Origin of the sequence: Faecalibacterium prausnitzii, assembly GCF_019967995.1 — a bacterium.
Taxonomy (GTDB): Bacteria; Bacillota; Clostridia; order Oscillospirales; family Ruminococcaceae; genus Faecalibacterium; species Faecalibacterium prausnitzii_E.
The window spans coordinates 63631-77801 of the sequence record NZ_CP065377.1 but is presented as its reverse complement, the minus strand read 5'-3'; the positions used below and the strand labels follow the sequence as shown (position 1 = coordinate 77801).

Annotated in this window: 16 protein-coding genes; 13 read left to right on the top strand and 3 right to left on the bottom strand. The window is 51.2% G+C overall.

Going from position 1 to position 14171, the window contains the following annotated elements:
• The first annotated feature begins 827 nt into the window (after positions 1 to 827).
• From I5P96_RS00385 to I5P96_RS00360, 6 genes are all read left to right on the top strand, one after another.
• A complete protein-coding gene (locus I5P96_RS00385; RefSeq protein ID WP_117530195.1) occupies positions 828 to 1151 on the top strand; it encodes a PadR family transcriptional regulator in 324 nt (107 codons plus the stop codon).
• On the top strand, positions 1148 to 1735 hold the full coding sequence (locus tag I5P96_RS00380; protein WP_118529304.1) for a DUF2812 domain-containing protein: 588 nt from the start codon (positions 1148 to 1150) through the stop codon (positions 1733 to 1735). The genes I5P96_RS00385 and I5P96_RS00380 overlap by 4 nt, the downstream gene beginning before the upstream one ends.
• A 273-nt stretch (positions 1736 to 2008) precedes the next feature.
• Entirely contained in the window at positions 2009 to 2494 is a 486-nt protein-coding gene (locus I5P96_RS00375; RefSeq protein WP_223382695.1) for a hypothetical protein, read from the top strand.
• A 137-nt stretch (positions 2495 to 2631) separates the two neighbouring features.
• On the top strand, positions 2632 to 3018 hold the full coding sequence (locus I5P96_RS00370; protein WP_223382694.1) for a transposase: 387 nt from the start codon (positions 2632 to 2634) through the stop codon (positions 3016 to 3018).
• 173 nt (positions 3019 to 3191) lie between these two features.
• Complete coding sequence (locus I5P96_RS00365; RefSeq protein ID WP_223382693.1) at positions 3192 to 3647, top strand: MarR family winged helix-turn-helix transcriptional regulator; 456 nt, start codon at positions 3192 to 3194, stop codon at positions 3645 to 3647.
• Positions 3634 to 4980: an MATE family efflux transporter gene (locus tag I5P96_RS00360; RefSeq protein WP_223382692.1), complete on the top strand. Its 1347-nt coding sequence runs from the start codon at positions 3634 to 3636 to the stop codon at positions 4978 to 4980. Before I5P96_RS00365 ends, I5P96_RS00360 begins: the two co-directional genes overlap by 14 nt.
• 475 nt (positions 4981 to 5455) lie before the next feature.
• On the opposite strand, the gene I5P96_RS00355 is transcribed toward I5P96_RS00360, so the two are convergent.
• Positions 5456 to 5881, bottom strand: a complete 426-nt coding sequence (locus I5P96_RS00355; protein ID WP_223382691.1) for an Rrf2 family transcriptional regulator — start codon at positions 5879 to 5881, stop codon at positions 5456 to 5458.
• Positions 5882 to 6008: 127 nt separating this feature from the next.
• On the opposite strand from I5P96_RS00355, the gene I5P96_RS00350 reads away from it, so the two are divergent.
• From I5P96_RS00350 to I5P96_RS00340, 3 genes are read left to right on the top strand one after another with little or no spacing between them, the layout of a single operon-like run.
• Positions 6009 to 6989 (top strand): NAD-dependent protein deacetylase, encoded by a 981-nt coding sequence (locus I5P96_RS00350; protein WP_223382690.1) that lies wholly within the window; start codon positions 6009 to 6011, stop codon positions 6987 to 6989.
• Positions 6986 to 7867, top strand: a complete 882-nt coding sequence (locus tag I5P96_RS00345) for an NAD-dependent protein deacetylase, SIR2 family (RefSeq protein ID WP_223382689.1) — start codon at positions 6986 to 6988, stop codon at positions 7865 to 7867. The genes I5P96_RS00350 and I5P96_RS00345 overlap by 4 nt, the downstream gene beginning before the upstream one ends.
• A 16-nt stretch (positions 7868 to 7883) precedes the next feature.
• Entirely contained in the window at positions 7884 to 8720 is an 837-nt protein-coding gene (locus tag I5P96_RS00340) for an NAD-dependent protein deacetylase, SIR2 family (RefSeq protein WP_223382688.1), read from the top strand.
• Positions 8721 to 8920: 200 nt separating this feature from the next.
• On the opposite strand, the gene I5P96_RS00335 is transcribed toward I5P96_RS00340, so the two are convergent.
• Positions 8921 to 9172, bottom strand: coding sequence for a DUF6061 family protein (locus tag I5P96_RS00335; protein WP_223382687.1), 252 nt, complete (start codon positions 9170 to 9172; stop codon positions 8921 to 8923).
• A gap of 450 nt (positions 9173 to 9622) precedes the next feature.
• Positions 9623 to 11053 (bottom strand): tyrosine recombinase XerC, encoded by a 1431-nt coding sequence (xerC, locus tag I5P96_RS00330; protein ID WP_223382686.1) that lies wholly within the window; start codon positions 11051 to 11053, stop codon positions 9623 to 9625.
• 270 nt (positions 11054 to 11323) lie between these two features.
• Between xerC and I5P96_RS00325 the strand changes: the two genes are divergently transcribed.
• From I5P96_RS00325 to I5P96_RS00310, 4 genes are all read left to right on the top strand, one after another.
• Positions 11324 to 11656 carry a hypothetical protein gene (locus tag I5P96_RS00325; RefSeq protein ID WP_223382685.1) on the top strand — a complete coding sequence of 111 codons (333 nt, stop codon included), beginning with the start codon at positions 11324 to 11326 and terminating at the stop codon, positions 11654 to 11656.
• A 344-nt stretch (positions 11657 to 12000) separates the two neighbouring features.
• Positions 12001 to 12231, top strand: coding sequence for a helix-turn-helix domain-containing protein (locus I5P96_RS00320; protein WP_223382684.1), 231 nt, complete (start codon positions 12001 to 12003; stop codon positions 12229 to 12231).
• Between the two features lie 5 nt (positions 12232 to 12236).
• Entirely contained in the window at positions 12237 to 12977 is a 741-nt protein-coding gene (locus I5P96_RS00315; protein WP_223382683.1) for a DnaD domain protein, read from the top strand.
• The gene (locus tag I5P96_RS00310) at positions 12974 to 14170 is read left to right on the top strand and encodes a DnaB-like helicase C-terminal domain-containing protein (RefSeq protein ID WP_223382682.1); all 1197 of its coding nucleotides are present in this window, start codon (positions 12974 to 12976) and stop codon (positions 14168 to 14170) included. Before I5P96_RS00315 ends, I5P96_RS00310 begins: the two co-directional genes overlap by 4 nt.
• Position 14171: the final 1 nt, after the last annotated feature.

Here is a 14171-nt window from a genome sequence, read left to right as displayed (position 1 = left end):
CACTTCAGTGAGGAAAAATCCACGAAAGAAGCTACCGCCCCGCAACACACCCGATTCATTTTGCCGCCGATTCACCCGACAAAATCATCGCTGCGCTGCGTGGGCGGTATTTTTCTTTTCCGGGAAACGCACCTTGAAAATTTCATAAACCGTCCGAACGTGATACCGACTTTTTGTCAACGCCGCTGCAAAACAGGGGCAGGAACTTCGCTCGGAGCAAACGGTGACCCCATTACATGAGCAGCACCACCTCTACTTATTTTTGCGTCTTAACAATTCGGAAACATTTGCCGAAAGTTGATTTTGAGCGCAGCGGTAGAGGGCAAGAACCGTCCCGTGGCCACAAATTTTCAATTCTTGAAAATTTCCTGCCCATCCGGGACTTCACTTCTCAAACTCTTGCGAGTTTTCAAGTGATCTTGTTGGGGTAGCGCTTGTCGGGGCAACGCCCCTCCATCTGCTGTCGCAGACCGCGCTGCCGCTTAAAAGCCCCACTGGGGCTTTCATTGCTGCGCTGCGCTACGCAAACGCGGTCCCACCCCAAACCCTGATCATGGTTCGCACCTGACGGTGCGAACAGCAACGGCGTGTCGTGCTTACATAGCTCCACCGAGGAGTTATCGAACAGACAGGAGGTACAATGACCAAAACGAATGTCAAAGCAAATCCCAGCACGCCCCACCGCCACGACACGCCAAACAACAAAACAAATAGAGAGCAGACCGTTCTTCTTTCACACACCCATTAAATAATTTTCATGAATCTGCTTGACGAATGTTACGGTTAGTGATATATTTATTACAGTAACCGTAACAAGGAGGCAAACCATGCGCGATAATGCAAAAGGTGGTGCGCTTACAGAAGTCACCTTTTATATTTTGCTTTCTCTTTATACGCCAAAACACGGATACGCTGTTATGCAGTTTATTGAAGAAAAAACAGACGGACGGCTTTCCCTAGGCGCAGGCACTTTATATGGAGCATTAAACTCTTTGCAGGACAAGAAGTGGATTGAACCTTATGGCGATAGTGAGGGAAGAAAAAAAGAATACCACATTACAGCACAGGGAAAAGAAATTGCAGAAAAAGAGCTTGCAAGACTAAACGAACTTGTAAGCATTGCAAGTGAAATTATTGGAGGTGCAGTATGAGTAAAAAATGTTATCGCTTCTTTGGTGGATTGCTAAATGCACAGGCAAAATGGTTAAACAAAATGTCCGAAAAAGGCTATCGACTTGTCCGGACAGGGAGGGTGCTCTATGAATTTGAAGAATGCAGTCCTGATGAAGTGACCTATTGTGTAGAGTTTATCGGAGAAAAATCAAAAGAGAATGCAACGGACTACGCTGATTTTTTGGAGGATATGGGCTACAAGGTATTTTTCAAAAATATCAATCTAAACTATTCTGTCGGAAAAGTTCGATTGCGTCCATGGGCGGAAATGGGCGGTTGTATTGCAACAAACGCAACAACTTTTAACAGGGAACTATTGATTGTAGAAAAATCAAACGACGGAAAGCCTTTTGAACTTCATACTTCTTATGCCGATAAAGAAAAATACTACCGCAATTTGCGTAACCCATGGCTATTCCTGCTGCTCCTATTTGCACTGTTTGCCATTATCAAGCATTCTATTGTCTTGGGTATTTTTTCATTGGTTTCTGCAATTCCCAGCATTCTATACCAGCTCCAAATTATAAATGTCCGACAAAAAGCCAAAACGTGGGAACAATAAATAATAATCAAGAGGGTGACAACAAAAGCTGTCGCCCTCTTGATTGTTATTTATAGAAATCCCGAAATCTCTTTCTCCACCATACCGCTTCCGTTTGAAAGCAGAGAAGAAGTCCTCGCATGGATCTGCAAGAATCAGCTGGGGCGGCGCAATCTCACGCCGGAGCAGAAGAAGTTCCTCATTGGAAAACAGTACAGTGTGGAGCATCGGAAGCCCGGTGGAAACGGCAACAATCAGTATACAGCAACCACTCAGGAAGCCGTTCAGGAGGAATTGTGTCAAATTGACACAATTCCTCCCACCTCTGCGGAAGCAAGCGTCCGCAAGCAGATTGCAGAGCGGAACAACGTTAGCGAATCCTATGTTGTCCGCTCGGAAAAGTTCATGCGGGGCGTGGAGATCATGGAGCAGATGATGCCCGGTACGAAAGAGAAGATTCTGTCCGGGCAGTTCAAAGTCCGTGATGCCGATATGCACCGCCTCGCCAGAGCCGATTTTCCGAACCGCAAGCAGATCGTGCACGAAATTCTGCACCCGGAGGACCGCCCTGCTCCGCAGAAACGAATCTACGGGATCAACTATTCTGCACTGGAAGCTGCCGTCCGGCGAATCCAGCAGGATGTTGATTTCCTGATGAAGTATCTCCCCAAGGTGCCTGATGATGCCTATGTGAAAGTGGAGACCACGAAGATCCTGAAGCAGCACAAGGTGTATATGGCACAGTTTGAAGAAATGCTGAACGATGAAAAAATCGCATAACGACAGGCACTTGTAAGCCATCAACGAGCCGCCAGCCGCAAGAGCAGGGCGGAAAATATCTGCGCCCTTGCGCCTGATAAAAATTGGAACTTTGATTTTCTCGCCCGGCTTTGCCACGGTGGGACAATCAAAGGAGCGTGCGTTTGAACAAAAAGAAAAAGTCCACAAACACTTCCCCTTACCCCGATGAAGTCATCGACCGTCTGGCACGGGCATTCTATCCGGCGATCCTTGCCTGCTGGAACAGCGAGGAAGGCCAGCGGGAGTTTGCTGCATGGCAGGCGGAACAGGCTCATCATGCAAACAACGAAAAACAGGAAGTTCCCTCCGGTGGGGAACTCCCTGCTGTACATATCGCTATTGTCTGTGGCTTTAATCGCAAGTTTTACAAGCAGTGCAATTCTCAACAACTTGTTTGCGATATGCAATTCACGGTTGTTGCCAACGAATCAAATCGTGAATTGCGATGGCAGGGTGCGTCCGCAGGGGCGCACCCTGTTTTTGTTTCGTATTTGATCTTCTAATCCATGGTTCAGACTGTATTCGCTCAAACACTCTCAAGAATGGTATGCCGGAAGCAGCTGCCTCAAAGCTGCCGACATCTCCGATTTTTCAAAAAGACTTGACATTCCCGGGCAGTTCTATATAATTATCAATGTTAATTACCTTCGATAATCGTTTGGAGAGGAATTTCATTATGACCATCGAACTGATCAAGCAGTTGCTGGATGCCTGCTATCTGGCAAAGCGGGCACGGGAGATGCTGCCTGCCCTGCCGGAGGGTGTGACATCCTCCTATATCCAGTGTCTGGATGTTATTCAGAAATTGCAGACCCGTGGCATCCAGCCGAAGATCTCTGATCTCAGCGATGCGCTGAACCTGCCCCGCCCCGGTGTGACCCGTACCGTAAAAGAGATGGAGCACAAAGGGTATCTGAGGAAACAGGTATCCGCTGAAGATGGCCGCGTGACCTATCTGTTTCTCACCGAGAGCGGGCAAGCGCTTTCCCAGAAGTACAATACGGACTACTTCTCGCAACTGCTCCCGTATCTGGACAGCATTTCCGAGGAGGATGCAGCGTGCACCATCCAAACGCTGGAAAAATTCTATGCTATTATGCGCGAAAGGAAAGATTCTCTTGAAAAACGATAAGACCGATTTTACCAAAGGCCGCATTTTGCCAAAGCTCGCTTTTTTCATGCTGCCCATTCTGGGTGCGCTGGTGCTGCAGGCCGCTTACGGCGCAGTAGACCTTCTGGTAGTGGGGCGCTTTGGCTCCACTTCAGGCTTGTCTGCGGTTTCTACTGGTAGCCAGGTACTCAATCTCGTCACCTTTGTTGTCACCCAGCTTGCCATGGGCGTCACAGTGCTCATTGCCCGCTATCTGGGCGAAAAACGACCGCAGTACATCGGGCAAGTCATTGGTGGGGCAGCTATTGTGTTCACCCTTCTGGCAGCTGCACTGTTCGTGGTGCTGGTGTTTTTTGCACGGCTTATTTCCAGTCTGATGCAGGCTCCTGCCGAAGCCCTAGACCTGACCGCCAGCTATGTGCGCATTTGCGGCAGCGGCATCTTCTTTATTGTAGCCTATAATATGCTCTCGGCTCTTTTCCGCGGTCTGGGCGACAGCCGCTCTCCGCTGATCTTTGTACTGGTGGCGTGCATTGTGAATGTTATTGGCGATCTGGTGCTGGTGGCTGGTTTTCATCTGGATGCTGCCGGTGCCGCCATTGCTACGGTAGCAGCACAAGCCGTCAGCGTAATCTGTGCAATCGCAATGCTGCTGAAGAAGGAGCTGCCCTTCAAAATCCATCGCTCTGATTTCAAGCTGAACCCCCAGTGCAAAAAATTTCTGGGCATCGGTCTGCCGCTGGCTTTGCAGGAGTTTTTGACCCAGCTTTCCTTTCTGGCGCTCTGCGCTTTCGTCAACCGGTTGGGGCTGGAGGCATCTTCCGGCTACGGTGTGGCGTGCAAGATCGTTAATTTTGCCATGCTGATCCCCAGTTCTCTGATGCAGTCCATGGCATCCTTTGTGTCCCAGAACGTGGGTGCTGGCAATAAAAAACGCGCCGAGCAGTCCATGTTCACCGGCATTGGCATCGGTCTAGTGTTCGGTTGCGCCGTATTTGCACTGGTGTGGTGCAAGGGTGACGTTCTCTCCGGTCTGTTTACGGCAGATGCCGCTGTTATTGCCAACAGCTACGCCTACCTCATGGGCTTTGCGCCCGAAACCATCGCCACTGCCATCCTGTTCAGCATGGTAGGCTACTTCAATGGCAACGACAAAACGCTCTGGGTCATGGTACAGGGGCTGGTGCAGACTCTGCTGGTGCGTCTCCCCATGGCGTATATTATGAGTATCCAGCCCAACGCCAGCCTGACGATGATCGGTCTGTCCGCACCCACCTCCACCGCAGTGGGCATCTTATTAAACATCTGCTTTTTCCTCTGGCTCAAACGGTACGAAAATCAGACGTGTGCATAGGTTTTGAAGGCTGAAAAGCCTGCCGATGATTGTTGCCACCTACAAATATGATACGGTCGTGCTTGAAATTTCAAATTCAATCATGAGTCGATAATAGCAAACAAGCCCACAGGATAGACCGCATATAAAATACGGCAGACCTGTGGGCTTGTTCCTTATATCGAGTTGATCTCTACCCGAGAGCAGGGCACATTTTGTTCAAGGGAAAGCTTTGCGAGAATTTCAGGGTGTTTCATAGCGTCTCCTCATATAAAATGGGCGGCGATGCTCCTGCACCGCCGCCCATAGGCCATCAGCGTTTGCCGGTGGTTTTGACTATGATTCGCTGCGCTTTTCGGAAGCAGCGCTTGCTTTGCGTTTTTGGTAGCCCCGCAGCACCATGATCTCCAGTCCGATAAGGACGATCGCTGCTGCTGCGTCAGCGATGTAGAGATAGGTCCGCCAGCCGATACCTTGCTGGCTTTGGTAGCTCTCATCATAGAGGTATCCTGGCTTTGTACTGTTCCAGCACATCTTTCAGCGTGATCTCTTGCATTCTTTGTTCCGCTGTTTTTTGAATGTCCAAGTAAAAATCCCGCAGCACCAGTTGAATATTTACGCCCACACCACAGGCAGGATTGGTGTGGATGTCCTGATGGAGCAGGGGCTTGTTGCCCTCTACTGCCCGATAGGCATCCAGCAGAGTGATCTTCTCCGGCTCACGAGCCAGAGCGGGGCGGGGATGTCCCTTCACGCTGACCAGCAGTCCACCCTTCCGCAGGGCGGACATGAGCTGGCGCACATAGGCAGGATTCGTCTGAATGCTCTCTGCCAGCTTGTTGCTGGTCAGGTCGCAGTCTGGGTACAGAGCGATAAAAGCCAGAATATGAACAGCATCGCTAAGGCGGGTGGGATATTTCATAGCCTGATCTCCTTTTTTGCTTTGATGTTATTTTTATTATAACAGCATATTGACAGCGACGCAAGAGGATGCTAAAATCATTTGAAGTAAGAATAAAAATAACACCCACTTGAAAGGAATAACGACAATGAACTTCTATGATGATTTGGTCATGCAGACCCAGATGAATTATTCCAAGTACTATCCTATCTATGCTTCCGGCAGTACGCCTTATCAGCTGACTGACAAAAAGCCGCTGCCGTATAGCGAACAGATCCATCGTTTGGTACAGGAGGTAAAGGAAGCTGACTGTGTGGTAGTGGGCGGGACCTCCGGTCTGTCCGCTGCCGGCGGCGGAGATTTTTACTACGAGGACAACGACTCCTACCGCAAATACTTCCGGCCTTTTGCTGAGAAGTACCACTTCAAAGGTGCTTTTGCAGGGATGGGTCACCACTGGAAGACCCGGGAAGAGTATTGGGGGTATCTCGCCACCTTCCTTCACACCACCCAGACCGCACCTGTGCGTCATCCCTATCTGAATCTGGACGCTTTGCTGAAGGGCAAGGACTTCTTCATCCTCACCACCAACCAGGATACCCAGTTTGTCAAACTTTACCCGGAGGCGAAGGTGGCGGAGATCCAAGGAGATCACCGGTTCTTCCAGTGCGCCGCCTGCTGTACCGATGACACCTGGGATGCGGTAAAGCCGGTGGCTGATATGGTGGCCGCTATGGGGGATGGCACGAAGATCCCCACAGATCTTATTCCCCGGTGCCCTCACTGCGGCGGCGAGGCATTCCCATGGGTGCGAGGATATGGGAATTTCCTGCAAGGAAAGAAATACGAAGAACAGTACGAAAAAATTTCTCGCTATGTGCTGGAACATAAAGACAGTAAAATCCTGTTTCTGGAGCTGGGCGTTGGCCGAATGACTCCCATGTTCATTCAGGAGCCTTTCTGGAACCTGACCCTCAGCTTTCCCCATGCTCGATATATTGCGATCAACAACAAGTATGACTTCCTTCCCAAGCAGTTGGAGGACAAGGGCATGACCATTGTGGCCGACATTGCTCAAGTACTACGGGATGCACGGGACACCATGGAAAACGGAGATAACGATCAATGAGGATTGGAAACCAAGCGGCGCTTCAGAAACTTGCCGAGCGTATTAATCAAGCAGATGCCGTTGTGATCGGAGGCGGCTCCGGCCTGTCCAGCGCGGCCGGATACGACCACTACCATTGGTCTCCGGCACTTTCGGAGGCATTGGCTCCCTTTCGCGAACAGTATGGCTTCACCTCCCCGCTGGCTGGATTCTACCATTGCTTTTCCAACTATGGGGAACAGTGGGGGTATTACAGCCAATATATGCGCTTCCTGTGGGAAGCCCCTACCGGGCAGCCCTATTTGGACCTACAGGCGCTTGTTGCGGATAAACCTGCTTTTGTGCTGACCACCAATGTGGATCAGCAGTTTTTTCGGGTATTTCCCCAGAAACAAATCTGCGCCTTTCAGGGAGACTTTAGCTACTGCCAATGCAGTCAGCCTTGCCGGGATGATATTTGGAAAAACCGCGAACTGGTAAAGGAACTGACCGGTCGCTTGGTGGGTGTGCACCTGCCGGAGGAAGCTGTTCCTCGTTGCCCGGATTGCGGGCGGGTGCTGGTGCCTTGGGTACGAGATGATACCTTTCTGGAGGGAACCTTCTGGCAGGATAACCTGCACCGCTACCATAGATTCCTGCGACGCTGGATAATGGATCAGTCCGACAAAAAAGTCCTGCTGTTGGAACTTGGCGTGGGTGAGATGACGCCCAGTATCATCAAACTACCCTTCTGGGAACTTACTGCCAAAAACGAAAACGTCTTTTATGCATGTCTTAATCGAGAGTCATCTCATAGGCCAGAGCATCTGCGGGGACGCAGCCTGTATCTGCAAGGAGATTTGGCGGAAACTCTAGCTGCCCTCCGGCAGGAGCGCTCCAGCGCAGCAACCATAAAATAGAAAGGGGCGAACGAATATGATTGATTGGAACCCTATTGCGGAAAAATTCAGAGAAGCGGACGCTATCCTGATCGGGGCCAGTAACGGCCTGTCCATCACCGAAGGATTGCATTTGTTTGCAGATAATGCAGCCTTTGATGAATTGTTTGGAGATTTCAAACAAAAATACGGCTTACATTGTATTTTGCAGGGCATGATGGCCGGATGGCCCAGCGAGGAGGAAAAGTGGGCCTTCTGGGCTCGGCTCATCCATCATTACTGCGGGCAGTACCAGCCTACGCCGGTGATGAACGATTTGAAGGCCATTGTGGGAGAGAAAGATTACTTTGTCGTCACATCAAACGGAGAAGGTCACTTTGAACTGTGTGGCTTCGATCCGACGAAAATCTATGAGATCGAGGGCAACTGGTTTACGATGCAGTGTGCCCATCCCTGCCACGACACCCTCTATTCAAGTTTAGAGGTGGCCGAAAAATTATCCGCTGCCGAACAGGGCGGCCATGTGCCTACAGAGTTGGTGCCGCGTTGTCCCAAGTGCGGAGGTCCCATGGACATCCACATGGGCGCGGGTCAGAGAATGATTCCGGATACCACTGCCCAGGCACGGTTCCAAAACTTTCTGAAAACCTACCACGGAAAGAAACTGGTGGTTCTGGAGCTGGGCATTGGCTGGCGCAATCAGCTGATCAAGGCTCCGATGATGCGCCTGGTGGCCAGCGAGCCAAACGCCACTTATGTGACCATCAATCTGGGCGAGGTCTACATTGCGGACAATATCAAAGAGAAGTCCTTTGGACTGGACGGGCGGCTGGATGAGTTGCTGCCTGCTCTCCGGGAGGCGTGCGAGGCATAACGATTTACGTATTTTCCGGACATAGCAAAACCTCCTCGTGTAGTTCTATTATCCTACACGGGGAGGCTTTTTGTCTATTGTCTAATTTTTATGGGTCGGTTCAATTTTACACCTCTCCGGAGGTTTACGCAACTATTGGGATGGTCTCCAAAAAAATGCTGGACAACACCAGCTCAAAAATGGTATTGTCCAGCATTCATTTAGATTTCCAGCCTGTGGCTCCCAGTTACATTTTTCAAATATTCCTTCGGATCGCCATTCATAATCAAATCCGCGTAGCCCAGCGGGTCATTGTAGATGAGATAATCCAGTTCTGACCTCTGCGCCATGGTCACGTCCAATTCATCCTCGACCCCAGTGCAGTCAATGAAGATCATTCTCCCATCCCGAAGCAGCAGCTCCACGCAGCCGGTGTCCATGTTGAATTTGCAGGTTCTTTCATCGTACTTCATACTCGTGTCCTTTCCGCCTTACGGCACCTTTACAGTTGTGACTTTCGTGATACGGTCTTTCTTCTGATAAGGTTTCGGACACACAGCCGTCAGGGAAGAGCCCTTGTTTTCGTTTCCGAAGAAAACAAAAAATCCGAACCCTTCTCCTATCGAGAAAAGGTTCGGATTTTCATGGTTTGGTGCGATGGAAGGGACTCGAACCCCCGGCCTACTGATTCGTAGAAAGCCATTATACGTTTTTTGACGTTTTCGGTCGTTGCGTTTTATATAGATTCATCGTTGTTTTCGTTATTCTTCGTGCATCTTCGTTTCACTTCTTTTCGATTCAGTAAGGCAAAAACAAGGCACATTCAAGAGGGCGTATCATCCCATAAATAGGACAGAATGAAAAGAGTGAAAAAGTTGACGGCTTACAGGAGCAGCAGAAACGCCCCTGTGAGCCGTCTTTTGTTATGCGTGGGACTTTTCCTTGATACGGCTGAAAACGTCTGTCAGCGCGTCCGCTGCCGCCGCATCGCTGGAACGGATGAACCCGGCGTAAATGTCTGTGGTGGTGCTTGTCTTGGCGTGGCCCAGACGACCCGACACCGTGGTAACAGGCACATGAGCCGCTATCAGCAAGCTGGCGTTGGTATGCCGCAGGCTGTGGAAGTGAACCGCCGGAAGGTCATGGGCGGCCAGAAAGCCCGGAAACCACGATGTAACCGCGTTGGGGTCGAACGGCTGGCCGTTCCAACGGGTGAACAGCAGATCATTGTCCACAGTCTTGCCGTTCTCGATCTCCACCCGGCGCACCCACTCGGAGCCGACCTTAAACCGTTCGGCCTTCTGGTGCTGGCAGTACTCCCGCAGCAGCTGCACACACTCCGGGCCTATCTTGATGTACCGCCGGGAGCGTTTTGTCTTGGGTGCTGTGAACACCGTGCCGCGCCCGGCGATGTTCTGCACCGTCCTGTTGATGGAGATCACACCCGCGTCAAGGTCAATGTCCGACCAGCGCAAGGCGCATATCTCGCCCCGGCGGGCACCTGTGAGCAAGGCAAGCTGTGTGATAACGCTGTACTGTGCTGGCGCGTCCTGCAGGGCTTCCAACAGCTTTGCAACGTCCTCTTCCTGTAAGGCTTCCACTTCGATTTCTGCCGCTTTTGGGGCTTCTGTGCGCCGGCAGGGGTTTTCATCAATCAGTTGCCACTTGACCGCCTTTTCAAACACGCTCGACAAAAAGCGGTGATAGTGCAGCTGCGTGTTGCCGCCCAGCTTACCACCCGCCCTGACCTTCTCGGTGAATGCTTTGGACATGGGCAGCCCGGCGGCATCGGCCACCTTCTCGGCAGTTTTACGGCTGACAGGCTTGCCACTGCACAGCCCTCGCATGGTTTCCTCGCCCACCCCGGCGACTTCCCGGATCCTTGCCCGCTGGCCTTTCGGCAGCAGCTTCAGCAGCGCAGCCGTTGCCGTATAGGTGGAATCTTGCCGCACTCCGTCCTCGGACAGGTTCGCATAGAACGCCATGAGGTGCGCCGGGCGTATCTGGTTGACCTTCATGTGACCCAGAGCAGCGGACACGCGCGGCACCAGCTTTCTGTATTCGGTGGCCGTCTTGGGCTTCAGCTGGCGGTCTGCGTACTCGGTGAACCAGCGTTCTATCAGCTCATCCAGCTTCATGGACGCATCCAGAGAAATACCGCTGTGTACTTCCTGTTCAAAGGCATCTGCCTGCCGTTGCAGCTCTTTTTCCAGCTTCTTCCCGGTCATACCCGGCGGTGGAGTGAAGGTGCGGTTTACCATCACCTGACGGCCCTGCTGGTCGTAGCCGTTGGAAACCCGGATGCAGTACGAACAAGAGCCGTCCTTCTTCATCCGCTTTACGATTTTAGCCATCTTGCACACTCCTTTACGAAAAAAATGAATTCACAGAAATTTTACACTTTAGATAATCAGCTACAATATTTGTAAACATTCAAAACAAAACTCCATGTTCTGCAAAAGCGATGCGTCTAGGGCTTGAAGAAACCAGAACACACCTGAAACGCTCTGAAAAAGTCTGAGCAAGTCTAAAAAAATGGCAAGAAAAATCCAACAAGTTCAATCTGTGCGCCTTGTGAAAAATGTTTACAGTTCATAATTTTTTAGCAATTAGAAAATCGGCTATTGGAGATGTTGACTGCTTTTGCAAAGTGTGGCATCATGCAAGCACAACAACCGCAACGAAAATTGTTTGCAGTTTTAGCATATCACGTTGGGCTGCTCTGTACAAGAGAGAAAGGAAACTTCATGAATAATTTATCCAGAATTTCAAAGCCAAACAGGGACATCCGGCTTGCAGTCGCCGATGAGGGCTTTTATCTTTGGCAGCTTGCGGCAGAACTTGGCATTACAGATGGAACTCTTTCAAAGAAACTTCGCCGAGAACTTTCGGAAAGCGAAAAGCAAGACTGCTTTAATGCCATTGAACGGATGAAGAAGTCCAGACAGCACTCCTGATAAGAGCCAGTCAATCATCGTATCCATTCATTTTTTAGGTGAATCAATTTCATCTATCTTTTTCGGTGTGACTATTCTGCATCATCTATCCATAAAGCAGGCAAGCGTTCCCCTGAAAACCCTTGGTAATCCTTGGCACTCTGGGATACTGCATGACACTGGATGGCACCAAATGACACCAGATGGCAACAGATGGATTTTGACGCAAAAGACTTGGTTCCAACAATGCTGCATCGCCTTTATTTTCGGTTGAAATTTGGCGGTATTGCAATTCTTTTTCGACCGTGATATTATGCGGCCACGACGAACGAAGCAACACAAAAAACAACTTGGGAGGTACAAGAATGGGTGATACCATCCGATACCCAAACATGGGCACCGTAGCGAAGGCCGCTGAAATTTACGATCTATCTCCGGCCTATATCCGGCGGCTGTGCAAGCAAGGTAAAATCCGGTATGTGAACGCCGGGCACCGCTGGCTTGTGAATCTGGACAGTCTGGCCCGGTACTTTGAACAGGGAGACCCGACGGACGTGGAAGAAACCGCCCAGGGCATCCGCCGGGTAGCGAGGTGATAGCCTTGAAAGGAAAAAGTCCTGAAAGCATCGTCCTGCGTTTCGTCTGGCTGGAAAATCTAACACAGGATTATACCAACGATGAAATCGGGCAGATTGTTCGCGACTTATACAGCTACGCCAAAGAGGGAGCAGTCCCACAACAATATAAAGATCGTGGAATGCGTGGCCTTTGGCGTTCGATGAAGGACGGCATAGATAAAGACTTTGCAAAGTATCGGGAAAAATCAGAAAAGGCTACCGCGTCTGCGAATGCACGATGGGGAAAAAACGCACAAGCGAGTGCTGAATCTGAAATGCAATCGAATACGAACGCATCCGAAAAGATGCAAACGCATTTAACTGGGTATGACGGTGTGCATTCGCACCGTACAGATACAGATACAAATACAGCTACAGTTACAGTTACAGATATACCAGATACTACCGCCACAACTGCCGCCGATTCTCGCACAGATTCAGCCCTTGCCGAGATCGTGCAGCACTTCCAACAGGTGATAGGGGACTTCCCACGTTCGGCACTGGACAAGCTACAACGCTACCGCGATTCTATTCCGGCAGAGGTAATCTGTTTGGCGTTTGACGAAGCCGCCGAGAGCGGGCACAGGTCTTGGAAGTACGCAAACGGCATCCTGAAAAGCTGGCAGGCCGACGGGGTGCGCACATTGGGTGACGTAGAGGCCCGCCGGGAAGCCCGGAAGAAGCCCGACCAACAGCAGGAACGCAAATGGGAGGTGCTGACGTGAATACACCGAAAATCTTACTGGGTGCTCTGCTCATCAAGCCCGACCTTGCACCCTATTCTCTGCCGGAACTGGAAATCGAATATTTCCCGGCTGACCTTCAACCAGTGTTCGTCGCCCTGTCTGGCTTTTGGAATGCGACCGGGAAGCTGGACGCTGTGGAGATTTGCGCCCGATATCCAGAGCAGAGCACGGCCATTGTGGAATGCGCACAGGCGTGTGAAGCCGAGTGCATCCGCATAACCCGTGAAAGCGTGGAGAGCTGGACGCAGGTCATTCGGGAGCAGGCCGCTTTGACGCAGTTCCAGAGTCTGGCCCTGCAGGCAGGCAGCAGCCTGACCACCTTTGCAGACCTGCCTGACCTGTATTCCCGGATGGGTGAGGCACTGACCCTTGACCGGGAAGAACGGGATTTTAAGCCTATCGGGGAGCTGGTAGCCAGCTACATCCGCAAACTGGATGAAAAACCGATGTACATTCCCAGCGGCATTCCGGTGCTGGACAAGTACCTCAAGCTGTCCCCGGGTAACTTGTTTATCATCGGCGGCAGACCCAGCGCAGGCAAAACGGCCTTATCCTTGCAAATGGCCTGCGAACAGGCCCGGCGGGGGCTGAGAGTGTGTTATTTCTCGCTGGAAACCGACTCGGATACTCTTGCCGCCCGCATCATTGCGAACCGTCTGGCGGCCCCGCTGGCCGATGTGAAGGCCAAGCGAGTACCACAGTCTGAACTTGACGACCTTGCAGATCTGCACAAATTGCCGCTGTACATCCGTTCAGCGTCCGGCAAGGGTGTTGGATGGGCAAAGGCACAGGCGCAGCGGATGAAAGCGCAGGTCGTTTTTATCGATTACTTGCAACTGCTTTCTGACGGCAAGGCCAAAGACCGATACCAGCAGATAACGGGTATTTCCATTGCCCTGCATGAGCTGGCACAGACCACCGGAATCTTGGTGGTAGCTCTGGCTCAGCTCAACCGCAACGCCGCCCACAGTGCCCCCTCTGCCGCCGATCTGAAGGAATCTGGCCAGTTGGAACAGGACGCAGACGCTATCCTGCTTCTTTCGGACGATGGAGAGCAATATCAAGCCGTCCTAGCGAAAAACAAAGAGGGCCGTGTGGGTGAGATCCCCCTGACCTTCGACAAGCCCCGCCAACGTTTTCTCGCTGTCACAAGCGAGTTAGAAAGAAGGTGAA